At 71.5% G+C, this 26,871-nt stretch carries 2 protein-coding genes (both running past the window's edge); both read left to right on the forward strand.

The window, feature by feature from the left end; all coding sequences use genetic code 11:
* On the forward strand, window positions 1-17,111 hold the 3' portion of the coding sequence (locus tag NQZ70_RS09075) for a type I polyketide synthase (protein WP_129573865.1). The gene continues 3,829 nt to the left of window position 1, outside the view; only the last 17,111 of its 20,940 coding nucleotides appear in the window; its start codon lies beyond the left edge, outside the window; the stop codon is at window positions 17,109-17,111.
* Window positions 17,108-26,871, forward strand: partial view of an SDR family NAD(P)-dependent oxidoreductase gene (locus NQZ70_RS09080; protein WP_408022413.1) — the 5' portion only. It continues 1,861 nt past the right edge of the window; only the first 9,764 of its 11,625 coding nucleotides appear in the window; its start codon is at window positions 17,108-17,110; the stop codon falls past the right edge of the window. The genes NQZ70_RS09075 and NQZ70_RS09080 overlap by 4 nt, the downstream gene beginning before the upstream one ends.

Genomic DNA, 26,871 nt, shown 5'->3' on the forward strand with positions numbered 1-26,871 from the left:
TGGTTGCGCGCCTCGAGCAGGGCGCGAGCGCGCCTGCGCGGGTGGCGGTCGACACGACAGCTCTAGGACAGAGTCAGTCGGGAGTGGCGTCGTTGTCCCACGAGGCGACGAGGCAGGCGCTGTCGCTGCTGCAAGCGTGGCTGTCGGAGCCGCGGCTCGACGCTGTCGAGCTGGTGTGGGTGACGCGGGGCGCGGTGGGCGCGGCGCCGGACGACGCCGTCCAGGATCTGGCGCGCGCGCCGCTGTGGGGGCTTGTTCGCGCGGCGCGCAGCGAGCACCCCGAACGCGGGCTGCGCTTGATCGATGTGGGGACCGAGCCCGTGGACGCTGGGCTGCTGGCGCGGGCGCTGGCGACGGCGGCGGAGCCGGAGCTTGCGCTGCGCGGGGGCGCTGCGCTGGCCGCGCGCCTGGTGCGCGCGCAGGCGGCAGCGGAAGAGCTCACCCGAGGAGCCCGCGGGCTGGACCCTGCGGGCACGGTGCTGGTGACCGGCGGGACAGGGGAGCTGGGTCAGATCGTGGCGACGCACCTGGTGCGCGCGCACGGGGTGAGGCACCTTGTGCTGACGTCGCGTCGCGGGCTGGAGGCGCCCGGGGCCCGCGAGCTCGTGCAGTCACTCGAGGATCTCGGCGCCGAGACGGTGACGGTGGCTGCGTGCGACGTGTCGAAGCGGGAGGAGGTCGCGCGTGTGCTGGCCGGCATCGACGCGGCGCGTCCGCTGAGCGCGGTGCTGCACCTGGCCGGCGTGCTCGACGACGGCGTGCTCACCGCCCAGACGGCCGAGCGCCTCTCGCGGGTGCTGGCGCCGAAGGTGGATGGGGCGCTGCACCTGCACGAGCTGACGCGGGAGCTGGATCTCGCGGCGTTCGTGCTGTTCTCGTCGGCGGCCGGTACGCTTGGCGCGGCGGGCCAGAGCAACTACGCGGCGGCGAACACGTTCCTCGACGCGCTCGCGGCGCACCGGCGCGGCGGCGGGCTCGCGGCGACGAGCCTGGCGTGGGGCTTCTGGACACAGGCGGGCGTGGGGATGACAGCGCACCTGGGCGAGGCCGAGCTGTCGCGCATGAGGCGCAATGGGTTCGTGCCGATGCCGGTGGAAGAGGGCCTCGCCCTGCTGGACGCCGCGCTCTCACGCCCTGAAGCGAGCCTGGTCCCAGTGCACCTGGATCTCGCGCAGCTGCAGCGTGGGCTGGAGTCCAGCGGCGAGCTGCCGGCGCTGTTTCGTGCGCTGTTGCGCCCGAGCTTGCGCAAGGCGTCCTCGGCAACGAGGCGAGACGCCTCGGCGCTCCGCGAGCGCCTCTCGGCGCTGCCGGAGGCGGAGCGGCTGAATGCGCTCGTCGAGCTGGTGCGGGGCGAGGTTGCGGCCGTGACAGGGCTTCAGCGCGGCGAGGCTGTGGCGGCGGATCAGGTGCTCAAGGAGCTGGGGCTCGACTCGCTGATGGCGGTGGCGCTGCGCAACCGCCTCACGTCCCGTACCGAGACGTCCTTGCCGGCGACGCTGGTCTTTGACTACCCGACGCCGCGGGCGATCGCAGAGCTGCTGCTGAAGCAGGCGTTCTCGGGGCTGCAGGTGAAGGAAGCGCGGGCGCGGGTGCGTCGTCGTGCAGGGAAAGACGAGCCGATCGCGATCGTGTCGATGGCGTGCCGGCTGCCGGGAGGCGTTGCGACGCCGGACGACTACTGGCGTCTCTTGGCCGAGGGGAAGGACGCGATCGAAGGCCTCCCAGCGCGCTGGGACGGGTTCGAGGTCTACGACCCTGATCCGGAGGCCGCAGGCAAGAGCTACGCGCGCGAAGGTGGGTTTGTACGGGACATCGACCTGTTCGACGCGAACTTCTTCGGGATATCGCCGCGCGAGGCGCAGTCGATGGATCCCCAGCATCGGCTGGTGCTGGAGACGGCGTGGGAGGCATTGGAGCGGGCCGGCGTGCGCCCGTCGGCGCTGAGCGGGAGCGCCACCGGAGTGTACCTGGGTTCGATGGGCTCGGACTACGGTGCTCTTCATACTGTCGATCTGAAGGAGCTGGACGGGTACCGGGGCATCGGGAGCGCGGCGAGCATCCTCTCGGGCCGGGTGGCCTACGCGCTGGGGCTGCAGGGCCCAGCGATGACGGTGGACACGGCGTGCTCGTCGTCGCTGGTGTCGCTGCACCTGGCGTGCACGGCGCTGCGCCAGGGCGAATGCGACCTGGCGCTGGCCGGCGGGGTGACGGTGATGAGCACCCCCGCGCTGTTCGTGGAGTTCAGCCGTCTCAAGGGGATGTCCCGCGACGGTCGGTGCAAGAGCTTCTCGGCGCAGGCGGACGGCGCGGGCTGGGCCGAGGGTTGCGGGATGCTGTTGTTGAAGCGGCTGTCTGACGCGCAGCGCGACGGCGACCGTGTGCTGGGGGTGATCCGTGGCTCTGCGGTGAACCAGGACGGTCGCAGCCAGGGTCTGACGGCGCCGAACGGCCCTGCCCAGCAGCGGGTGATCCGGCAGGCGCTGTCGTCGTGTGGTCTGTCGCCCGAGGACATCGACGCGGTGGAGGCGCACGGTACGGGCACGAGCCTTGGAGACCCGATCGAGGCCGGAGCGCTGGCGGAGGTGTTTGGACCGGAGCGTAGCCCCGAGCGTCCGCTGTACCTGGGTTCGTCGAAGTCGAACCTTGGGCACGCGCAGGCGGCGGCGGGCGTGGCGGGCGTGATCAAGATGGTGCTGTCGATGCAGCACGAGGTGCTGCCGAAGACGCTGCACGCGGAGCAGCCGAGCCCGCACATCGCGTGGGAGGGGAGCGGGCTGTCATTGCTGCAAGAGGCGCGTCCGTGGCGGCGCAACGGCCGGGTCCGTCGTGCCGGCGTGTCGTCGTTCGGGATCAGCGGGACGAACGCGCATATCATCCTCGAAGAAGCGCCGGCCGAGGCGCGGCGCGAGCCTGTCGAGGCCGAGGCGGCGCCAGCGCTATTGCCGCTGGTGCTGTCGGGTCGAGACGAGGCCGCGGTGAACGCGCAGGCGGGGCGGTGGGCGAAGTGGCTGGAAGAGCACGGGGAGGTGGGGTGGTCGGACGTGGTGCGCACGGCGGCGCTGCACCGGACGCACTTCGAGTCGCGGGCGTCGGTGCTTGCGGCGAGCGCTGCGGGAGCTGTGGAGGGTCTTCGCGCGCTGTCGTCGGGGCGGCCGGATGCGGCGGTGGTGAGCGGGACGGCGAAGCGAGGCGGGAAGCTTGCGGTGCTGTTCACGGGGCAGGGCAGCCAGCGGCTCGGGATGGGGAAGAGGCTTTACGAAGTGTACCCTGTGTTCCGTGCGGCGTTCGACGAGGTGTGCGAGGCGCTGGACGCGCACCTCGCGCGTGGTCTGCGGGAGGTGGTGTTCGGGGCCGCGGGCAGCGAGGAAGGAGCGTTGCTGGAGCGGACGGAGTACACGCAGCCCGGGCTGTTTGCGGTGGAAGTGGCGCTGTACCGTCAGTGGGAGTCGTGGGGGCTGAAGCCCGCTGCGCTGCTGGGGCACTCGATAGGAGAGCTGAGCGCTGCGCACGTGGCGGGTGTGCTGAGCCTTGCGGACGCAGCGAAGCTGGTGTGCGCCCGAGGTCGGCTGATGCAGGGGTGCGAGGCCGGGGGAGCGATGGTGTCGGTGGAGGCCTCGGAGCCGGAGGTGCAGCGGGCGCTGTCGGAGGTCGGGGCGCAGGGGCGATTGAGCATCGCCGGGCTGAACGCGCCGATGCAGACGGTGCTGAGCGGGGACGAAGCGGCGGTGCTCGCGGTGGCGCGACGGCTGGAGGCGCAGGGCCGGCGCACGCGGCGTCTGCGTGTGTCGCACGCGTTCCACAGCGCGCACATGGACGGGATGCTGGAGGAGTTCGGGAAGGTAGCGCGGGAGTGCACGTACGCGCGGCCACGGCTGGCGGTGGTGAGCGGCGTGACGGGCGAGCTCGGTGGCGAAGAAGCGCTGATGTCGGCCGAGTACTGGGTGAGGCAGGTGCGCGAGGCGGTGCGCTTCCTGGACGGGATGCGCACGCTTGCGGCGGCGGGGGTGAGCACATACGTCGAGTGCGGTCCCGATGGCGTGCTGTGCGCGCTGGGGGCGGGGTGCCTGCCGGAGGGAGCCGAGGCGACGTTTGTGACGAGCCTGCGGAGAGAGCAGGAGGAAGAGCGCGCGCTGGCGACGGCGGTGGCGACAGTGCACGTGCAGGGGCACGAGGTGGACTGGGCCCAGGTGCTGTCGGGCCGTGGCGGCCGGCCCGTGGAGCTGCCGACGTACGCGTTCCAGCGGCAGCGCTACTGGCTGGAAGCGCCGAAGAGCGCGGCGACCGAGGTGAATGTCTCCAGCGCGGAGCAGGCGCTGTGGAATGCGGCGCTGGAGGGCGAGGGAGATGGCGTTGCGGAGCTGCTGGAGCTGCCTGACGACGTGCGCGCCAGCGTCGGGCCGCTGCTGCCGTACCTCGCGGCGTGGCGCCAGAGAAAGCAGGCAGAAGCGGCGGCGGCGAGCTGGCTGTATGAGGAAGCGTGGCAAAACCATCCGAGGCGTGTGACGGGTAGTCCGGATGCGAGGGGCACCTGGCTCGTGGTGTCACCTCCGCTCGCCGGAGAGCTTGCGGAGGTGGTGCGTGGTGCGCTCGGCGCCGCGGGGGCCGAGGTGATCGTGCACATCGCGGCCGTGGAGCGAGCGCAGCTCGCAGCGTGGCTGAGAGAGCAAGCGCGCCTGAGAAAGGAGGAGGGCGAGCTGCGTGGCGTCATCGCGCTCACGGCCTCAGGCGAGGAAGGCGCGCTGGAGCAAGGGCAGGCGCCCCGCAGCCTGTACCAGACGCTGGCGGTGGTGCAGGCGCTCGGCGACGCCGGAATCGGCGCGCGGCTGTGGTTGCTCACGCAGGGAGCGGTCAGCACCGAGCCAAGCGAAGCGGTGGTGCACCCGTTGCAGGCGCTGACGTGGGGACTGGGACGGGCGTTGGGGCTGGAGCACCCCGAGCGCTGGGGCGGGCTGCTGGACGTGCCGGCGGAGCTGGACGCGGGCGTGATGCAGCACGTCTTGACCACGCTTGTGTCCGACGACAACGAAGATCAGGTGGCGGTGCGGCGCGGCGGGCGCCTCGTGAGGCGCATTGTGCGTGTGCGCGGCGAGGGCGACGGCGAGGGCTGGAAGCCGCGCGGCACGGTGCTCATCACGGGCGGCGTGGGCGGGCTCGGAGGTCATCTTGCCCGCTGGCTGGCCGGGCGTGGCGCAGAGCACCTTGTGCTGGCGTCGCGCCGCGGCGCGTCGGCGCCCGGGGCGAGCGAGCTACGGGACGAGCTTGTGGCGCGGGGCATTCGGGTGACGCTGGCGGCGTGTGACGTGTCGGAGCGCGCGCAGCTCGCGGCGCTGCTCGCGGAGCTGGAGCAGGATGAAGCGCCGCTGAGGGCGGTGGCGCACCTCGCGGGCATAGGCCGCCGTGTTCCGCTGCGAGAGCTCGAGCCTGAGCAGCTCGAGCAGGAGCTCGCGGCGAAGGTGAAGGGGGCGTGGCACCTGCATCAGCTGCTGGGGAAGCGGGAGCTGGATGCGTTCGTGCTCTATGGCAGCATCGCCGGGCTGTGGGGCTCCGGGGCGCAGGCTGGGTACGGCGCAGCGAACGCAGGGCTGGACGCGCTCGCGCGGTACCGGCGCGCGCGAGGGCAGGCTGCGACGGTGTTGCACTGGGGCCCCTGGGCGGGAGAAGGGATGGTGACCAGCGAGCTCGAGTCGCAGCTGCGGATCCGCGGGGTCGCGGTGATGTCGCCCGACAAGGCGCTCGCCGGGCTGGAGATGGCGCTGCGGCTGGGGCGCACGTCGGTGGCGATCGCGGACGTGGACTGGTCGCGCTTCGCGCCGTCGTTCAGCGCGGCGAGGCCGAGGCCGCTCCTGGACGGGATCGAGGAGGCCCGGCGGGCGCAGGAGAGCCGCGGCCCGCAGCCGGCCGCAGGCGGGACCGCGCTGAGAGACACCTTGCTGGGCCTGAGCGAGGCCGAGCGGCGCGAGCGGGTACGTCAGCTGGTGGCGAGCGAGACGGCCGCGGTACTGGGCATGACGGACCCGAGCCGGCTTGACCCGGACCGTGGCTTTCTGGACCTCGGGCTGGATTCGCTGATGGCGGTGGAGCTGTCGAAGCGGCTGCAGAAGCGCACGGGCATGACGGTACCGAGCACGCTGAGCTTCGATCACCCGACGCAGAGCGAAGTGGCGCGCTGGCTGCTGGAGCAGCTCACACCTCAGCCGCGACCGGAGCCGGCGGTGCGCGAGGTGAGCCGGGAAGAGGGGTGGAGCACGCCGATAGCGATCGTGGGCGTGGGGCTGCGCATGCCTGGCGGAGCGAGCGACCTGGAGAGCTTCTGGCAGGTGCTGGTCGAAGGGCGGGATACGCTGCGGCCGATCCCGGCCCAACGATTCGACGTCGAGGCGCTGTACGATCCTGACCCCGACGCGAAGGGCAAGACGTACGTGCGGAACGCGTCGCTGCTCGACGACGTGGCGTCGTTCGACCCTGGGTTCTTCGGGATAAGTCCGCGGGAGGCGGAGCCGATGGATCCGCAGCACCGGCTGCTGCTGGAGACGGCGTGGAGCGCCCTGGAGGACGCGGGGGTGCGTCCAGAGCACCTGAAGGGCTCGGATACGGGAGTGTTCGTGGGCGTGGCGCCGAGCGAATACGCGAGCTACCGAGGAAAGAGCGCGAACGAAGATGCGTATGCGCTGACAGGGACGGCGCTGAGCTTTGCTGCGGGACGGGTGGCCTACCACCTCGGGCTGCAAGGCCCTGCGGTGTCGACCGACACGGCCTGCAGCTCGTCGCTGGTAGCGCTGCACCTGGCGTGCGACGCGCTGCGCCGGGGCGATTGCGAGGTGGCGCTGGCGGCAGGTGTGCAGGTGCTGGCGAACCCGGCGGGGTTTGTGCTGCTGTCGCGCACGCGCGCGTTGTCGCCGGACGGGCGGTGCAAGGCGTTCTCGCAGGCGGCGGACGGTTATGGCCGTGGCGAGGGAGTCGGGGTGCTGGTGCTGATGCGGCTGTCCGAGGCGCAGCAGCAGGGGAAGCGGGTGCTGGGTGTGGTGCGCGGCACGGCGGTCAATCAGGACGGCGCGAGCAGCGGGATCACGGCGCCGAACGGCACGGCGCAGCAGAAGGTGGTGCGCGCGGCGCTGCGGAACGCGGGGCTGGAGCCGGCGAGCATCGATGTGGTGGAGTGCCACGGTACGGGCACGTCGCTGGGCGACCCGATCGAGGTGCAGGCGCTCGGCGCGGTGTACGGGCAAGGCCGGGATATGGCTCGTCCGCTGCAGCTGGGCGCGGTCAAGAGCAATATCGGTCATCTCGAGTCCGCCGCGGGCATCGCAGGGGTGTGCAAGATCCTGGCGGCGTTCCGTTACGAGTCGCTGCCGGCGACGCTGCACAGCACGCCGCGCAATCCCCGGATCCCGTGGGAGAACCTGCCGGTGCAGGTGGTCGATCGCCTGACCCCCTGGCCTCGGCGCGCAGAGGGCCCCCCGCGCCGTGCCGGCGTGTCGTCGTTCGGGATCAGCGGGACGAACGCGCATATCATCCTCGAAGAAGCGCCGGCCGAGGCGCGGCGCGAGCCTGTCGAGGCCGAGGCGGCGCCAGCGCTATTGCCGCTGGTGCTGTCGGGTCGAGACGAAGCCGCGGTGAATGCGCAGGCGGGTCGGTGGGCGAAGTGGCTGGAAGAGCACGGGGAGGTGGGGTGGTCGGACGTGGTGCGCACGGCAGCGCTGCACCGGACGCACTTCGAGTCGCGGGCGTCGGTGCTTGCGGCGAGCGCTGCGGGAGCTGTGGAGGGGCTGAGGGCGCTGTCGTCGGGGCGGCCGGATGCGGCGGTGGTGAGCGGGACGGCGAAGCGAGGCGGGAAGCTTGCGGTGCTGTTCACGGGGCAGGGCAGCCAGCGGCTCGGGATGGGGAAGAGACTTTACGAAGTGTACCCCGTGTTCCGTGCGGCGTTCGACGAGGTGTGCGAGGCGCTGGACGCGCACCTCGACCGTGGGTTGAGAGAGGTGGTGTTCGCGGCCGCGGGCAGCGAGGAAGGAGCGTTGCTGGAGCGGACGGAGTACACGCAGCCCGGGCTGTTTGCGCTGGAAGTGACGCTGTACCGTCAGTGGGAGTCGTGGGGGCTGAAGCCCGCTGCGCTGCTGGGGCACTCGATAGGAGAGCTGAGCGCTGCGCACGTGGCGGGTGTGCTGAGCCTTGCGGACGCAGCGAAGCTGGTGTGCGCCCGAGGTCGGCTGATGCAGGGGTGCGAGGCCGGGGGAGCGATGGTGTCGGTGGAGGCCTCGGAGCCGGAGGTGCAGCGGGCGCTGTCGGAGGTCGGGGCGCCGGGGGGACTGAGCATCGCCGGGCTGAACGCGCCGATGCAGACGGTGCTGAGCGGGGACGAAGCGGCGGTGCTCGCGGTGGCGCGACGGCTGGAGGCGCAGGGCCGGCGCACGCGGCGTCTGCGTGTGTCGCACGCGTTCCACAGCGCGCACATGGACGGGATGCTGGAGGAGTTCGGGAAGGTGGCGCGGGAGTGCACGTACGCGCGGCCGCAGCTGGCGGTGGTGAGCGGCGTGACGGGCGAGCTCGGTGGCGAAGAAGCGCTGATGTCGGCCGAGTACTGGGTGAGGCAGGTGCGCGAGGCGGTGCGCTTCCTGGACGGGATGCGCACGCTTGCGGCGGCGGGGGTGAGCACATACGTCGAGTGCGGGCCGGATGGCGTGCTGTGCGCGCTGGGGGCGGGGTGCCTGCCGGAGGGAGCCGAGGCGACGTTTGTGACGAGCCTGCGGAGAGAGCAGGAGGAAGAGCGCGCGCTGGCGACGGCGGTGGCGACAGTGCACGTGCAGGGGCACGAGGTGGACTGGGCCCAGGTGCTGTCGGGCCGTGGCGGTGGTGTCGTGGAGCTGCCGACGTACGCGTTCCAGCGGCAGCGCTACTGGCTGGAGGCGCCGAAGGCGCGTACCGACGTGGGCTCGGCGGGCTTGAGGGAATCGGGGCATCCGCTGCTCGGAGCGGCAACGAAGCTGGCCGACGGCGACGGCCATCTGTTCACAGGCCGGCTGTCGCTGGGCGAGCAGCCGTGGCTTCGCGACCATGCGGTGTTTGGCGAGGTGGTCTTCCCGGGCACGGGGATGCTGGACCTCGCGCTGGCGGCTGGGCGCGCGGTGGGCAGCGGGGCGCTGTCGGAGCTCACGATCTCCGAGCCGCTGATGCTCGCGGAGGACGTGGCCGTGCGGCTGCAGCTCTCGGTCGGGGCGCCCGACGCCGCGGGGCGGCGTGCGTTTGGGCTGTACAGCCAGCCGGAGCATGGACCGGGAGATGCCCCCTGGGTGCAGCACGCGACGGGCGTGTTGACCGACGAGACCCTCGCCACCTCCAGCGAGCTCGATGAGCTGACGACGTGGCCAGTGCCCGGCGCCGAGGCGGTGGACCTCTCCGGGTTCTACGAGCGGCTGCATGAGCGTGGACTCCGCTACGGCCCGGCCTTCCAGGGGCTCGTGGAGCTGTCGCGTCGAGACGCGACCTTCTTCGGCCGGGTGGTGTTGCCCACAGACGCGACCGACAGCGCCGAGGACTACGGGGTGCATCCGGCGCTGATGGACGCCGCGCTGCATACGATGGTCGCAGCGTTTGCGGAGGTATCAGCGCCGGACGACGTGCTGCTGCCTTTCTCGTGGTCGGACGTGGCGTTGCACGCCACGGGGGCGAGCGAGCTCCGGGTGAGGCTGGAGCTCGCAGGAGGCAGAGACTCGGCACAGGCAGCCGCCTCGCTGCGCGTTACAGATGCCGCCGGCCAGCCGGTGGTGAGCGTCGGTGCCCTGCATCTGCGCCGGGCGACGGCCGAGCAGCTGCGGGCAGCGACGCATGCCGAGGCGCAGCACCTGTACCGGGTGGACTTCCAGCTCGTGAGCCTCGTGGAGGCGGGCTCGAAGGTGGACTCGCTGGTGGTGCTCCGTGCGCCTGAGGGGCGAGGGCGACTGGGCGAAGCGCTGGGTGTGGAGGCGATCGCAGGCCTCGATGCATTGCTCGCGCGGATCGAGCAGGGAACCCGATTGCCTGAGCGGGTGCTGGTCGACATGGCGGCTGGCAGCTCACAGCGCTCGGACATGGTGGTATCGTCGCACGAGGCGACGGGACAGGCGCTGTCGCTGCTGCAAGCGTGGCTGTCGGAGCCTCGGCTCGAGGGGGTGGAGCTGGTGTGGGTGACGCGGGACGCGGTCAGCGCCGCTCCGGGCGACGGTGTTCAGGACCTGGCGCACGCGCCGCTGTGGGGGCTTGTTCGCACGGCGCGAAGCGAGCACCCCGAGCGCCGGCTGCGCCTGATCGACGTCGGGACCGAGCCTCTGGACGGCGGGCTGCTGGCGCGCGCGCTGGCGACGGCGACGGAGCCGGAGCTTGCGCTGCGTGGCGGCGCTGCGCTGGCGGCGCGCCTGGTGCGCGTGCCGGCGGCAGCGGAAGGGCTCACGCCGGCGCGCGGGCTGGACCCGACGGGCACGGTCCTGGTGACCGGAGGAACAGGCGAGCTGGGTCAGGCCGTCGCGGAGCATCTGGTGCGCGCACACGGGGTGCGGCACCTCGTGCTGACGTCGCGCCGTGGGCTGGAGGCGCCCGGGGCCCCAGGCTTCGTGCAGGCGCTGGAGAAGCTCGGTGCCGAGACCGTGACGGTGGCGGCGTGTGACGTGTCGAAGCGGGAGGAGGTCGCGCGCGTGCTGGCCGGCATCGAGGCCGCACATCCGCTGACCGCGGTGCTGCACCTGGCCGGCGTGCTCGACGATGGCGTCATCACCGCGCAGACGCTCGAGCGTCTCTCGCGGGTGCTGGCGCCGAAGGTGAACGGGGCGCTGCACCTGCACGAGCTGACAGAGGATCTCGATCTCTCGGCCTTCGTGCTGTTCTCCTCGATGTCCGGGACGCTCGGGACGGCGGGCCAGAGCAACTACGCGGCGGCCAACAGCTTCCTCGACGCGCTCGCGGCGCATCGCCGCAGCCGCGGGCGCGCGGCGACGAGCCTGGCGTGGGGCTTCTGGGCGCAAGCGGGCGTTGGCATGACAGCGCACCTGGGCGAGGCGGAGCGCTCACGTATCCAGCGCGCCGGACTTGTGCCGATACGGGTCGAGGAGGGCCTTTCGCTGCTGGACGCCGCGCTTCTGCGCCCCGAAGCGAGCCTGGTGCCTGCGCACCTCGATCTTGCGCAGATGCAGCGGGGGCTGGAGGCCAGCGGCGAGCTGCCCGCGCTGCTTCGCGCGCTGCTGCGCCCTGGGCTGCGCAAGGCGTCATCCGCCACGAGGAAGGAAGCCTCGGCGCTCCGCGAGCGCCTCTCGGAGCTGCCGGAGGCGGAGCGCCTGAGCTCGCTCGTCGAGCTGGTTCGGGCCGAGGTGGCCGCGGTGCTCGGGCTGCCGCGCAGCGAGGCCGTTGCGGTAGATCAGGTGCTGAAGGACCTAGGGCTAGATTCGTTGATGGCGGTGGAGCTGCGCAGTCGGCTCAGCGCCCGAGCCGAGATCCCCCTCCCGGCGACGCTGGTGTTCGACTACCCGACGCCGCGCGCCGTCGCAGAGCTGCTCCTGAGACAGGCTTTCTCGAAGCAGCAGGTGACGGCAGCGCGGGCGCGTCGCCGGACGAAGGAAGACGAGGCGATCGCGATCGTATCGATGGCGTGCCGGTTGCCAGGGGGCGTGGCGACGCCGGAAGACTACTGGCGTCTCCTGGCGGAAGGGAAGGACGCCATCGAGCGCTTTCCCTCCCGTTATGACGCGTTCTCTGTTTACGACCCCGATCCGGAGGCGGTGGGCAAGAGCTACGTGCGCGAGGGTGGATTCCTGCGGGATATCGATGTCTTCGACGCAGGCTTCTTCGGGATCTCGCCGCGCGAGGCGCAGGCGATGGATCCCCAGCAGCGGCTGGTGCTGGAGACGGCGTGGGAGGCGCTGGAGCGAGCCGGCGTGCGGCCCTCGATGCTGAGCGAGAGCGCCACCGGGGTATACCTGGGCTGGATGGGCTCGGACTACGGTGCTCTTCTCGGCGGTGACCTCGCCGCGTTGGACGGGTACCAGGGTACGGGGAGCGCGGCGAGCGTGCTTTCAGGCCGGGTGGCTTACGTGCTGGGGCTTCAGGGCCCAGCGATCACGGTGGACACGGCGTGCTCGTCGTCGCTGGTGTCGCTGCACCTGGCGTGCACGGCGCTGCGCCAGGGCGAATGCGACCTGGCGCTGACCGGCGGGGTGATGGTGATGACCACGCCCGCGGGATTCGTTGAGTTCAGTCGTGCCCGGGGGCTTGCGCGAGACGGTCGGTGCAAGAGCTTCTCTGCCCAGGCTGACGGCGTCATCTGGTCCGAAGGGTGCGGGATGCTGTTGCTGAAGCGGCTGTCTGACGCGCGGCGCGACGGCGACCGTGTGCTGGGGGTGATCCGTGGCTCTGCGGTGAACCAGGACGGTCGCAGCCAGGGTCTGACGGCGCCGAACGGCCCTGCCCAGCAGCGGGTGATCCGGCAGGCGCTGTCGTCGTGTGGTCTGTCGCCCGAGGACATCGACGCGGTGGAGGCGCATGGGACGGGTACGAGCCTCGGAGACCCGATCGAGGCCGGAGCGCTGGCGGAGGTGTTTGGACCGGAGCGTAGCCCCGAGCGTCCGCTGTACCTGGGGTCGTCGAAGTCGAACCTGGGACATGCGCAGGCGGCCGCGGGTGTGGCGGGCGTGATCAAGATGGTGCTGGCGCTGCAGCACGAGGTGCTGCCGAAGACGCTGCACGCGGAGCAGCCGAGCCCGCACATCGCGTGGGAGGGGAGCGGGCTGTCGCTGCTGCAAGAGGCGCGTCCGTGGCGGCGCAACGGCCGGGTCCGTCGTGCCGGCGTGTCGTCGTTCGGGATCAGCGGGACGAACGCGCATATCATCCTCGAAGAAGCGCCGGCCGAGGCGCGGCGCGAGCCTGTCGAGGCCGAGGCGGCGCCAGCGCTATTGCCGCTGGTGCTGTCGGGTCGAGACGAGGCCGCGGTGAATGCGCAGGCGGGGCGGTGGGCGAAGTGGCTGGAAGAGCACGGGGAGGTGGGGTGGTCGGACGTGGCGAGGACGGCGGCGCTGCACCGGACGCACTTCGAGTCGCGGGCGTCGATGCTTGCGGCGAGCGTGTCCGAGGCGGTGGAGGTGCTGCGGGCGCTGTCAGAGGGTCGCGGCCACCGGGCGGTGTCCGTGGGCAAGGCGCGGGAGCGAGGCAAGGTGGTGTTCGTGTTCCCCGGCCAAGGGAGCCAGTGGCCGGGGATGGGCCGGGCGCTGCTGGAGCAGAGCGCGGCGTTCGCGGAGGCGGTGCAGGCGTGCGATGAGGCGCTGCGGCCGTGGACGGGCTGGTCTGTGCTGTCGGTGCTGCGCGGCGAGGCGGGTGAGGCAGGTGAGGAGCAGCCGTCGCTGGAGCGGGTGGACGTGGTGCAGCCCGCGCTGTTCGCGATGTGCGTGGGTCTGGCCGCGGCGTGGCGGTCGCTGGGGCTGGAGCCTGCGGCGGTGGTGGGCCACAGCCAGGGCGAGGTGTCGGCGGCGGTGGTGTGCGGGGCGCTGTCGGTTGCGGAGGGAGCGCGGGTAGTGGCGCTGCGCAGCCAGGCGGTGCGGCAGCGGTCGGGGATGGGGGCGATGATGCTGGTCGAGCGGCCGGTGTCGGAGGTGCAGGAGCACATCGCGCCGTACGGGGAGGCGCTTGCGATAGCGGCGGTGAACACGTCGAGCTCGACGGTGGTGTCGGGTGACGTGGAGGCGGTGGACGGGCTGATGGTGGAGCTGACGGCAGAAGGTGTGTTCTGCCGGAAGGTGAACGTCGACTACGCGTCGCACAGCGCGCACATGGATGCGCTGCTGCCCGAGCTAGGAGCGAAGCTGTCGTCGCTCAGGCCGAAGGCGACGCAGCTGCCGTTTTACTCGACGGTGACAGGAGAGGTGTCGCGGGGCGAGGCGCTGGACGGCGAGTACTGGTGCCGCAACCTTCGGCAGACGGTGCGCCTGGACCGAGCGCTGTCGAAGCTGCTGGAGGACGGGCACGGTGTGTTCGTGGAGGTGAGCGCGCACCCGGTGCTGGCGATGCCGCTGACGACGGCGTGCGCGGAGGCGCAGGGGGTGGTGGTGGGGAGCTTGCAGCGCGACGAAGGTGGGTTGTCGCAGCTGTACAGGACGCTGGGGCAGCTGCACGTGCAGGGGCACGAGGTGGACTGGGCACGGGTGCTGTCGGGCCATGGTGGTCGTGCTGTGGAGCTGCCGACGTACGCGTTTCAGCGGCAGCGCTACTGGCTGGATATCTCGAAGGCACGTAGCGACGTGAGCTCGGCGGGGCTGAAGGCGGCCGCCCATCCGCTGCTGGGAGCGGCAACGAAGCTGGCTGAGGGCGATGGCCATCTGTTCACTGGCCGGCTGTCGCTGGGCGAGCATGCGTGGCTCCGCGACCATGAGGTGTTTGGTAACGTGGTGTTCCCCGGCGCGGGGATGCTGGAGCTTGCGCTGGCGGCTGGGCGCGCGGTGGGCAGCGGGGCGCTGTCGGAGATGGTCTTGGCCGAGCCGCTGGTGCTCGCCGAGGACGTGGCCGTGCGACTGCAGCTGTCGGTGGGCGCGCCGGGCGCGGCGGGCCGGCGTGAGTTTGGGCTGTACAGCCAGCTGGAGCAGGGGCCAGAAGACGCCCCGTGGGTGCAGCACGCGACGGGGGTGTTGACGGACGAGCCCCGCGGCATCCCTGGTGAGCTCGATGAGCTCGCGACGTGGCCAGTGCCCGGCGCGGAGGAGGTGGATCTCTCCGGGTTCTACGAGCGGCTGCGTGAGCGTGGACTCCACTACGGCCCGGCCTTCCAGGGGCTCGTGGAGCTGTGGCGTCGAGGCGCGGCGTACTACGGCCGGGTGGCGTTGCCCAAGGCCGCGGGGGACAGCGCCGAGGACTACGGCGTGCATCCGGCGCTGATGGACGCCGCGCTGCACACGATGGTCGCAGCCTTCTCGGAGATGGAAGAGCAAGGCGCCGTCTTGTTGCCGTTCTCCTGGTCGGATGTGGTGTTGTACGCCGTGGGCGCGAGCGAGCTCCGTGTCCGGATGGAGCTCCGGGAACAAGGCGCACAGAAGGAGGTCACTTCGCTGCACGTCGCTGACCCGACCGGTCAGCTGGTGGCGAGCGTCGGCGCCTTGCATCTGCGCCGGGCGACGGCCGAGCAGATGCGGACAGCCATCCATGCTGGTGTCCAGCATCTGTACCGGGTGGACTTCCAGTCTGCGGAGCTCACGGCGTCGGTCGCGGAGACGGGCTCGCTGGCGGTGCTCGGTGCGCCGGAGGGGGGAGGACGACTGGCCGAGGCTCTGGGGGCGGAGGTGGTTGCAGGCCTCCACTCGCTGGTCGCACTGATCGAGCAGGGTGCCCGACGGCCTGTGCGGGTGCTGGTCGATGCCACTGCTGCAAATGCCGATCGATCGACAGTAGCGGCGTCGCACGAGGCGGCGCGAGAGGCGCTGTCGCTGCTGCAAGCGTGGCTGTCGGAGCCCCGGCTCGAGGGGGTGGAGCTGGTGTGGGTGACGCGGGATGCGGTCAGCGCTGGTCCGGGCGACGGTGTCCAGGACCTGGCACACGCACCGCTGTGGGGGCTTGTTCGCACGGCGCGAAGCGAGCACCCAGAACGCGGCCTGCGCTTGATCGATGTCGGGACCGAGCCTGTGGACGGCGAGCTGCTGGCGCGCGCGCTGGCGACGGCGACGGAGCCGGAGCTTGCGCTGCGCGGCGGCGCTGCGCTGGCGGCGCGCCTGGTGCGCGTGCCCGCGGCAGCGGAGACGCTTACGCCGGTTCGCGGGCTGGACCCGACGGGCACGGTCCTGGTGACCGGGGGAACAGGCGAGCTGGGTCAGGCCGTTGCGGAGCATCTGGTGCGCGCGCACGGAGTGCGGCACCTTGTGCTGACGTCGCGCCGTGGGCTGGAGGCGCCCGGGGCCCGGGAGCTCGTGCAATCGCTGGAGAAGCTCGGCGCCGAGACCGTGACGGTGGCGGCGTGTGACGTGTCGAAGCGAGAGGAGGTCGCGCAGGTGCTGGCCGGCATCGCGGCCGCGCACCCGCTGACCGCGGTGCTGCACCTGGCCGGCGTGCTCGACGACGGCGTCCTGTCGTCGCAGACGCCGGAGCGCATTTCACGGGTGTTCGCGCCGAAGGTGGACGGGGCGCTGCACCTGCACGAGCTGACGCGGGAGCTCGACCTCTCGGCGTTCGTGCTGTTCTCGTCGGCGGCCGGGACGCTCGGGACGTCGGGCCAGAGCAACTACGCGGCGGCCAACAGCTTCCTCGACGCGCTCGCGGCGCACCGCCGCAGCCGCGGGCTCGCGGCGACGAGCCTGGCGTGGGGCTTCTGGGCGCAGGCGGGCGTGGGCATGACAGCGCACCTGGGCGAGGCAGAGCTGTCGCGCATGCGGCGCAGCGGGGTTGTACCGATGTCCGTGAGAGAAGGGCTTTCGTTGCTGGACACCGCGCTCCTGCGCTCCGAGGCGACCCTGGTGCCTTTGCACCTCGATGTTGCGCAGCTACAGCGGGGGCTGGAGGCCAGCGGCGCGCTGCCGGCGTTGTTCAGGTCCCTGCTGCGCCCGGGCCTGCGCAAGGCGTCCTCCGCGACGAAGAAAGAGGCGTCTGCGCTCCGCGAGCGCCTCTCGGAGCTGCCGGAGGCGGAGCGCCTGAGCTCGCTCGTCGAGCTGGTTCGGGCCGAGGTCGCCGCGGTGATCGGGCTGCCGCGCAGCGAGGGTGTTGAGGCAGACCAGGTGCTGAAGGACCTGGGGCTCGACTCGCTGATGGCGGTGGCGCTGCGCAACCGCCTCACGTCCCGTACCGAGACGTCCTTGCCGGCGACGCTGGTCTTTGACTACCCGACGCCGCGGGCCATCGCGAGGCTGCTGGACAGCCGCCTGCTCTCGGCCCTCTCCCCCCAGGAGGACGGCCCTCCCGCGGACCCGGACGGCATGTTGAAATGGGTGCTCAAGCGGGTCTCCGCGAGCCAGATGCAGCAAGCTGGTGTGCTCCAGCGGCTCCTCCAGCTCGCCGAGCCGAAGCTCCCCCGAACGAACGATGGCCACCACGAGAATGGTAGCCGCCAAGAAGAAGAGGATGTCCCGCTCCCGCTGACCATGCAGGACATCGACAGTAAGCTCGACGCAATTTTGGGTGGTGAGTGATGACAAAGCCCGATGATACCCGACTCCAGCGCGCCATGGCGGCGATCGCTCTGCTCGAGCGGCGCATGGCAGAGCTCGAGGCCTCGCGCACCCAGCCCATCGCGATCGTGTCGATGGCGTGCCGGCTGCCAGGGGGCGTGGCGACGCCGGAAGACTACTGGCGTCTCCTGGCGGAAGGGAAGGACGCGATCGATGGCTTCCCGTCCCGATGGGAGTCGTTCTCTGTTTACGACCCCGATCCGGACGTCGTGGGCAAGAGCTACGTGCGCGAGGGTGGATTCCTGCGGGATATCGATGTCTTCGACGCGGGCTTCTTCGGGATCTCGCCTCATGAGGCGCAGGGGATGGACCCCCAGCAGCGGCTGGTGCTGGAGACGGCGTGGGAGGCGCTGGAGCGGGCCGGCGTGCGCCCCTCGGCGCTGAGCGAGAGCTCCACCGGAGTGTACCTGGGCTCGATGGGCTCGGACTACGGTGCTCTTCTCGGCAATGACCTCGCCGCGCTGGACGGGTACCGAGGGACCGGGAGCGCGGCGAGCGTGCTTTCAGGCCGGGTGGCTTACGTGCTGGGGCTTCAGGGCCCAGCGATCACGGTGGACACGGCGTGCTCGTCGTCGCTGGTGTCGCTGCACCTGGCGTGCACGGCGCTGCGGCAGGGCGAATGCGACCTGGCGCTGGCCGGCGGGGTGACGGTGATGAGCACCCCCGTGCTGTTCGTGGAGTTCAGCCGCCTCAAGGGGATGGCCCGAGACGGTCGGTGCAAGAGCTTCTCGGCGCAGGCGGACGGCGCGGGCTGGGCCGAGGGTTGTGGGATGCTGTTGCTGAAGCGGCTGTCTGACGCGCAGCGCGACGGCGACCGTGTGCTGGGGGTGATCCGTGGCTCGGCGGTGAACCAGGACGGTCGCAGCCAGGGTCTGACGGCGCCGAACGGCCCTGCCCAGCAGCGGGTGATCCGGCAGGCGCTGTCGTCGTGCCGGCTGTCGCCCGAGGACATCGACGCGGTGGAGGCGCATGGGACGGGTACGAGCCTCGGAGACCCGATCGAGGCCGGAGCGCTGGCGGAGGTGTTCGGCCCGAAGCGTAGCCCGGAGCGTCCGCTGTACCTGGGGTCGTCGAAGTCGAACCTGGGACATGCGCAGGCGGCCGCGGGTGTGGCGGGCGTGATCAAGATGGTGCTGGCGCTGCAGCGCGAGGTGCTGCCGAAGACGCTGCATGCGGAGCAGCCGAGCCCGCACATCGCATGGGAGGGGAGCGGGCTGTCATTGCTGCAAGAGGCGCGTCCGTGGCGGCGCAACGGCCGGGTCCGTCGTGCCGGCGTGTCGTCGTTCGGGATCAGCGGGACGAACGCGCATATCATCCTTGAAGAAGCGCCGGCCAAGGCGCGGCGCGAGCCTGTCGAGGCCGAGGCGGCGCCTGCGCTATTGCCGCTGTTGCTGTCGGGGCGAGACGAGGCCTCGGTGGCGGCGCAGGCGGAGCGCTGGGCGAAGTGGCTGGAAGAGCACGGGGAGGTGGGGTGGTCGGACGTGGTGAGGACGGCGGCGCTGCACCGGACGCACTTCGCCTCTCGCGCATCGGTGCAGGCGGCGAGCGTGTCCGAGGCGGTGGAGGCGCTGCGGGCGCTGTCAGAGGGTCGCGGCCACCGGGCGGTGTCGGCGGGCACGGCGCGTGCGCGAGGCAAGGTGGTGTTCGTGTTCCCCGGCCAAGGGAGCCAGTGGCCGGGGATGGGCCGAGCGCTGCTGGAGCAGAGCGCGGCATTCGCGGAGGCGGTGCAGGCGTGCGATGAGGCGCTGCGGCCGTGGACGGGCTGGTCTGTGCTGTCGGTGCTGCGCGGCGAGGCGGGTGAGGCAGGTGAGGAGCAGCCGTCGCTGGAGCGGGTGGACGTGGTGCAGCCCGCGCTGTTCGCGATGTGCGTGGGTCTGGCCGCGGCGTGGCGGTCGCTGGGGCTGGAGCCTGCGGCGGTGGTGGGCCACAGCCAGGGCGAGGTGTCGGCGGCGGTGGTGTGCGGGGCGCTGTCGCTTGCGGAGGGAGCGCGGGTAGTGGCGCTGCGCAGCCAGGCGGTGCGTCAGCAGTCGGGAATGGGGGCGATGATGCTGGTCGAGCGGCCGGTGTCGGAGGTGCAGGAGCGCATCGCGCCGTACGGGGAGGCGCTTGCGATAGCGGCGGTGAACACGTCGAGCTCGACGGTGGTGTCGGGTGACGTGGAGGCGGTGGACGGGCTGATGGTGGAGCTGACGGCAGAAGGTGTGTTCTGCCGGAAGGTGAACGTCGACTACGCGTCGCACAGCGCGCACATGGATGCGCTGCTGCCCGAGCTAGGAGCGAAGCTGTCGTCGCTCAGGCCGAAGGCGACGCAGCTGCCGTTTTACTCGACGGTGACAGGAGAGGTGTCGCGGGGCGAGGCGCTGGACGGCGAGTACTGGTGCCGCAACCTTCGGCGGACGGTGCGCCTGGACCGAGCGCTGTCGAAGCTGCTGGAGGACGGGCACGGCGTGTTCGTGGAGGTGAGCGCGCACCCGGTGCTGGCGATGCCGCTGACGACGGCGTGCGCGGAGGCGCAGGGGGTGGTGGTGGGGAGTCTGCAGCGCGACGAAGGTGGGTTGTCGCAGCTGTACAGGACGCTGGGGCAGCTGCACGTGCAGGGGCACGAGGTGGACTGGGCACGGGTGCTGTCGGGCCACGGCGGTCGTGTCGTGGAGCTGCCGACGTACGCATTCCAGCGGCAGCGCTACTGGCTGGATATCTCGAAGGCGCGTAGCGACGTGGGCTCGGCGGGGCTGAAGGCGGCCGCCCATCCACTGCTGGGAGCGGCAACGAAGCTGGCTGAGGGCGATGGCCATCTGTTCACTGGCCGGCTGTCGCTGGGCGAGCATGCGTGGCTCCGCGACCATGAGGTGTTTGGTAACGTGGTGTTCCCCGGCGCGGGGATGCTGGAGCTTGCGCTGGCGGCTGGGCGCACGGTGGGCAGCGGGGCGCTGTCGGAGATGGTCTTGGCCGAGCCGCTGGTGCTCGCCGAGGACGTGGCCGTGCGACTGCAGCTGTCGGTGGGCGCGCCGGACGCGGCGGGTCGGCGTGAGTTTGGGCTGTACAGCCAGCTGGAGCAGGGGCCAGAAGACGCCCCGTGGGTGCAGCACGCGACGGGGGTGTTGACGGACGAGCCCCGCGGCATCCCTGGTGAGCTCGATGAGCTCGCGACGTGGCCAGTGCCCGGCGCGGAGGAGGTGGATCTCTCCGGGTTCTACGAGCGGCTGCGTGAGCGTGGACTCCACTACGGCCCGGCCTTCCAGGGGCTCGTGGAGCTGTGGCGTCGAGGCGCGGCGTACTACGGCCGCGTGGTGTTGCCCAAGGCCGCGGGGGACAGCGCCGAGGACTACGGCGTGCATCCGGCGCTGATGGACGCCGCGCTGCACACGATGGTTGCGGCCCTCTCCGAGAGGCCAGGAGCGAACGCGGTGCTCCTGCCGTTCGCTTGGTCGGACGTGGTGTTGCACGCCATGGGGGCGAGCGAGCTCCGGGTCCATGTGGATCTCCAGGATCACGGCGCAGAGCAGGCGATGGCTTCGCTGTACGTCGCTGACTCCGTGGGGCAACTTGTGGTGAGCATCGGCGAGCTGAAGCTGCGCTGGGCGACGGCCGAGCAGCTGAGGGAGGCGACCCGTGCCGAGGCGCAGCATCTGTACCGGGTGGACTTCCGCCCTGTGCGTCTCGTGGACGGTTCGTCGGAGTCGGCCCCGCCAATGCTTGTCATAGTCTCGGAGGGGCAAGGGCAACTGGCCGAGATCCTGGAGGCGGAAGCGGTCGCGAGCCTCGATGTACTGCTTGCACGTCTCGCGCAGGGCGCGAGCGCGCCTGTGCGGGTGCTGGTCGATGCCACTGCTGCAAATGCCGGTCGATCGCCAGTAGCGGCGTCGCACGAGGCGGCGCAAGAGGCGCTGTCGCTGCTGCAAGCGTGGCTGTCGGAGCCCCGGCTCGAGGGGGTGGAGCTGGCGTGGGTGACGCGGGATGCGGTCAGCGCCGCTCCGGGCGACGGTGTCCAGGACCTGGCGCACGCGCCGCTGTGGGGGCTTGTTCGCACGGCGCGAAGCGAGCACCCCGAGCGCCAACTGCGCCTGATCGACGTCGGGACCGAGCCTGTGGATGGCGGGCTGCTGGCGCGCGCGCTGGCGACGGCGACGGAGCCCGAGCTTGCGCTGCGCGGCGGCGCTGCGCTGGCCGCGCGCCTGGTACGCGTGCAGGCGGTGGAGGAGGTCACCCGAACTCGCGGGCTGGACCCGGCAGGCACGGTCCTGGTGACCGGGGGAACAGGCGAGCTGGGTCAGGCCGTTGCGGAGCATCTGGTGCGCGCGCACGGAGTGCGGCACCTTGTGCTGACGTCGCGCCGTGGGCTGGAGGCGCCCGGGGCCCGGGAGCTCGTGCAATCACTGGAGAAGCTCGGCGCCGAGACCGTGACGGTGGCGGCGTGTGACGTGTCGAAGCGGGAGGAGGTCGCGCGGGTGCTGGCCGGCATCGCGGCCGCGCACCCGCTGACCGCGGTGCTGCACCTGGCCGGCGTGCTCGACGACGGCGTCCTGTCGTCGCAGACGCCGGAGCGCATTTCACGGGTGTTCGCGCCGAAGGTGGACGGGGCGCTGCACCTGCACGAGCTGACGCGGGAGCTCGACCTCTCGGCGTTCGTGCTGTTCTCGTCGGCGGCCGGGACGCTCGGGACGTCGGGCCAGAGCAACTACGCGGCGGCCAACAGCTTCCTCGACGCGCTCGCGGCGCACCGCCGCAGCCGCGGGCTCGCGGCGACGAGCCTGGCGTGGGGGTCGTGGATGCCGGAGCCGACGGGGACCGCCCGACCGAGCACCGCCGAGCCGGGAGCCACGAAACAACCTGGTCTGATGTCGATGTCCTTCAGCGCGGGGTTGTCGCTTCTGGACGCGACGCTCTCGCGGCCTGAAGCGAGCCTGGTTCCGGCGTACCTGGATCTCGCCAGGCTACAGAGAGGAGTCGAGGCCAGCGGCGAGCTGCCTGCGCTGCTCCGGGCGCTGCTGCGTCCGGGCCTGCGCAAGGCTGCGTTTGGAGCCCAGGAAGCCTCGGCGCTCCGTGAGCGTCTCGCGAGGCTGCCGGAGTCGGAGCGCCTGAATGCGCTCGTCGCGCTGGTTCAGGCCGAGGTCGCGACCGTGATGGGGCTGCCGCGCAGCGAGGCTGTGGCAGCAGATCAGGTGCTCAAGGAGCTGGGGCTCGACTCGCTGATGGCGGTGGCGCTGCGCAACCGCCTCACCGCCAGGACCGAGACGCCATTGCCGGCGACGCTGGTCTTTGACTACCCGACGCCGCGGGCCGTCGCGGAGCTGCTGCTGAAGCAGGCGTTCTCGGAACTGAAGAGCGCGGGGGACCGCCCGCGGGGGCGTCGTCGCGGGCAGGAGGACGAGCCCATCGCGATCGTGTCGATGGCGTGCCGACTGCCAGGGGGCGTGGCGACGCCGGAAGACTACTGGCGTCTCCTGGCGGAAGGGAAGGACGCGATCGAGCGCTTCCCTGCACGCTGGGACGCCCTAAGTATCTACGCTCCTGATCCGGACGCCGTGGGCAAGAGCTATGCGCGCGAGGGGGGCTTCGTTCACGGCGTCGACCTCTTCGACGCGGGCTTTTTCGGGATCTCGCCGCGCGAGGCGCAGGCGATGGATCCCCAGCAGCGGCTGGTGCTGGAGACGGCGTGGGAGGCGCTGGAGCGGGCCGGCGTGCGCCCCTCGGCGCTGAGCGGGAGCGCCACCGGTGTATACCTGGGCTCGGCCGGCTCGGACTACGGCAGCCAGATCGGGAGCGCCCTGGATGCTCTGGACGGGTACCAGATGACGGGGAATCTTGGCTCCGTGATCTCTGGCCGGGTGGCTTACGTGCTGGGGCTTCAGGGCCCAGCGATCACGGTGGACACGGCGTGCTCGTCGTCGCTGGTGTCGCTGCACCTGGCGTGCACGGCGCTGCGCCAGGGCGAATGCGACCTGGCGCTGGCCGGCGGGGTGACGGTGATGAGCACCCCCGCGCTGTTCGTGGAGTTCAGCCGCCTCAAGGGGATGGCCCGAGACGGTCGGTGCAAGAGCTTCTCGGCGCAGGCGGACGGCGCGGGCTGGGCCGAGGGTTGTGGGATGCTGTTGCTGAAGCGGCTGTCTGACGCGCAGCGCGACGGCGACCGTGTGCTGGGGGTGATCCGTGGCTCTGCGGTGAACCAGGACGGTCGCAGCCAGGGTCTGACGGCGCCGAACGGCCCTGCCCAGCAGCGGGTGATCCGGCAGGCGCTGTCGTCGTGCCGGCTGTCGCCCGAGGACATCGACGCGATGGAGGCGCACGGGACAGGCACGAGCCTTGGAGACCCGATCGAGGCCGGAGCGCTGGCGGAGGTGTTTGGACCGGAGCGTAGCCCCGAGCGTCCGCTGTACCTGGGGTCGTCGAAGTCGAACCTGGGGCACACGGGACCTGCCGCGGGCGTGGCGGGCGTGATCAAGATGGTGCTGGCGCTGCAGCGCGAGGTGCTGCCGAAGACGCTGCATGCGGAGCAGCCGAGCCCGCACATCGCATGGGAGGGGAGCGGGCTGTCATTGCTGCAAGAGGCGCGTCCGTGGCGGCGCAACGGCCGGGTCCGTCGTGCCGGCGTGTCGTCGTTCGGGATCAGCGGGACGAACGCGCATATCATCCTTGAAGAAGCGCCGGCCAAGGCGCGGCGCGAGCCTGTCGAGGCCGAGGCGGCGCCTGCGCTATTGCCGCTGTTGCTGTCGGGGCGAGACGAGGCCTCGGTGGCGGCGCAGGCGGAGCGCTGGGCGAAGTGGCTGGAAGAGCACGGGGAGGTGGGGTGGTCGGACGTGGTGAGGACGGCGGCGCTGCACCGGACGCACTTCGCCTCACGCGCATCGATGCTTGCGGCGAGCGTGTCCGAGGCGGTGGAGGTGCTGCGGGCGCTGTCAGAGGGTCGCGGCCACCGGGCGGTGTCCGTGGGCACGGCGCGTGCGCGAGGCAAGGTGGTGTTCGTGTTCCCCGGCCAAGGGAGCCAGTGGCCGGGGATGGGCCGAGCGCTGCTGGAGCAGAGCGCAGCGTTCGCGGAGGCGGTGCAGGCGTGCGATGAGGCGCTGCGGCCGTGGACGGGCTGGTCTGTGCTGTCGGTGCTGCGCGGCGAGGCGGGTGAGGCAGGTGAGGAGCAGCCGTCGCTGGAGCGGGTGGACGTGGTGCAGCCCGCGCTGTTCGCGATGTGCGTGGGTCTGGCCGCGGCGTGGCGGTCGCTGGGGCTGGAGCCTGCGGCGGTGGTGGGCCACAGCCAGGGCGAGGTGTCGGCGGCGGTGGTGTGCGGGGCGCTGTCGCTTGCGGAGGGAGCGCGGGTAGTGGCGCTGCGCAGCCAGGCGGTGCGTCAGCGGTCGGGGATGGGGGCGATGATGCTGGTCGAGCGGCCGGTATCGGAGGTGCAGGAGCGCATCGCGCCGTACGGGGAGGCGCTTGCGATAGCGGCGGTGAACACGTCGAGCTCGACGGTGGTGTCGGGTGACGTGGAGGCGGTGGACGGGCTGATGGTGGAGCTGACGGCAGAAGGTGTGTTCTGCCGGAAGGTGAACGTCGACTACGCGTCGCACAGCGCGCACATGGATGCGCTGCTGCCCGAGCTAGGAGCGAAGCTGTCGTCGCTCAGGCCGAAGGCGACGCAGCTGCCGTTTTACTCGACGGTGACAGGAGAGGTGTCGCGGGGCGAGGCGCTGGACGGCGAGTACTGGTGCCGCAACCTTCGGCGGACGGTGCGCCTGGACCGAGCGCTGTCGAAGCTGCTGGAGGACGGGCACGGTGTGTTCGTGGAGGTGAGCGCGCACCCGGTGCTGGCGATGCCGCTGACGACGGCGTGCGCGGAGGCGCAGGGGGTGGTGGTGGGGAGCTTGCAGCGCGACGAAGGTGGGTTGTCGCAGCTGTACAGGACGCTGGGGCAGCTGCACGTGCAGGGGCACGAGGTGGACTGGGCCCGGGTGCTGTCGGGCCACGGCGGTCGTGTCGTGGAGCTGCCGACGTACGCATTCCAGCGGCAGCGCTACTGGCTGGATATTTCGAAGGCGCGTAGCGACGTGAGCTCGGCGGGGCTCAAGGCGGCCGCCCATCCGCTGCTGGGAGCGGCAACGAAGCTGGCTGAGGGCGATGGCCATCTGTTCACTGGCCGGCTGTCGCTGGGCGAGCATGCGTGGCTCCGCGACCATGAGGTGTTTGGTAACGTGGTGTTCCCCGGCGCGGGGATGCTGGAGCTTGCGCTGGCGGCTGGGCGCACGGTGGGCAGCGGGGCGCTGTCGGAGATGGTCTTGGCCGAGCCGCTGGTGCTCGCCGAGGACGTGGCCGTGCGACTGCAGCTGTCGGTGGGCGCGCCGGACGCGGCGGGTCGGCGTGAGTTTGGGCTGTACAGCCAGCTGGAGCAGGGGCCAGAAGACGCCCCGTGGGTGCAGCACGCGACGGGGGTGTTGACGGACGAGCCCCGCGGCATCCCTGGTGAGCTCGATGAGCTCGCGACGTGGCCAGTGCCCGGCGCGGAGGAGGTGGATCTCTCCGGGTTCTACGAGCGGCTGCGTGAGCGTGGACTCCACTACGGCCCGGCCTTCCAGGGGCTCGTGGAGCTGTGGCGTCGAGGCACGACGTTGTTCGGCCGCGTGGTGTTGCCCAAGGCCGCGGGGGACAGCGCCGAGGACTACGGGGTGCATCCGGCGCTGATGGACGCCGCGCTGCACACGATGGTTGCGGCCCTCTCCGAGAGGCCAGGAGCGAACGCGGTGCTCCTGCCGTTCGCCTGGTCGGACGTGGTGTTGCACGCCATGGGGGCGAGCGAGCTCCGGGTCCGGATGGAGCTCCAGGAGACCGCGGACTCCAGGCAGATCACGGCTTCGTTGTCCGTCGCAGATGCGATCGGCCAGCCCGCGGCGAGCGTCGGCGAGCTGCAGCTGCGCTGGGCGACAGCCGAGCAGCTGAGGGCGGCGATCCGTACCGAGGCGCAGCATCTGTATCGGGTGGACTTCCGCCCTGTGCGCCTCGTGGCCGGCTCGTCGGAGCCGGCCCCGCCAACGCTTGTCATGGTAGCGGAGGGGCAAGGGCAACTGGCCGAGATCCTGGAGGCGGAGGCGGTGGCGAGCCTCGATGTACTGCTTGCACGTCTCGAGCAGGGCGCGAGCGCGCCTGTGCGGGTGGTGGTCGATGTCACTGCTGCCGCTACCAGCCAGCCGGGCGTGCCGGCGGCGTCGCACGAGGCGACGCAGGAGGCGCTGTCGTTGCTGCAAGCGTGGCTGTCGGAGCCCCGGCTCGAGGGGGTGGAGCTGGTGTGGGTGACGCGAGGTGCGGTCAGCGCCGCTCCGGGCGACGGTGTCCAGGACCTGGCACACGCACCGCTGTGGGGGCTTGTTCGCACGGCGCGAAGCGAGCACCCCGAGCGCCGGCTGCGCCTGATCGACGTCGGGACCGAGCCTGTGGACGGCGAGCTGCTGGCGCGCGCGCTGGCGACGGCGACGGAGCCGGAGCTTGCGCTGCGCGGCGGCGCTGCGCTGGCGGCGCGCCTGGTGCGCGTGCCCGCGGCAGCGGAGACGCTTACGCCGGTTCGCGGGCTGGACCCGACGGGCACGGTCCTGGTGACCGGGGGAACAGGCGAGCTGGGTCAGGCCGTTGCGGAGCATCTGGTGCGCGCGCACGGAGTGCGGCACCTTGTGCTGACGTCGCGCCGTGGGCTGGAGGCGCCCGGGGCCCGGGAGCTCGTGCAATCGCTGGAGAAGCTCGGCGCCGA

This window comes from Sorangium sp. So ce836 (assembly GCF_028553905.1).
Classification (GTDB): Bacteria; Myxococcota_A; Polyangia; order Polyangiales; family Polyangiaceae; genus Sorangium; species Sorangium cellulosum_D.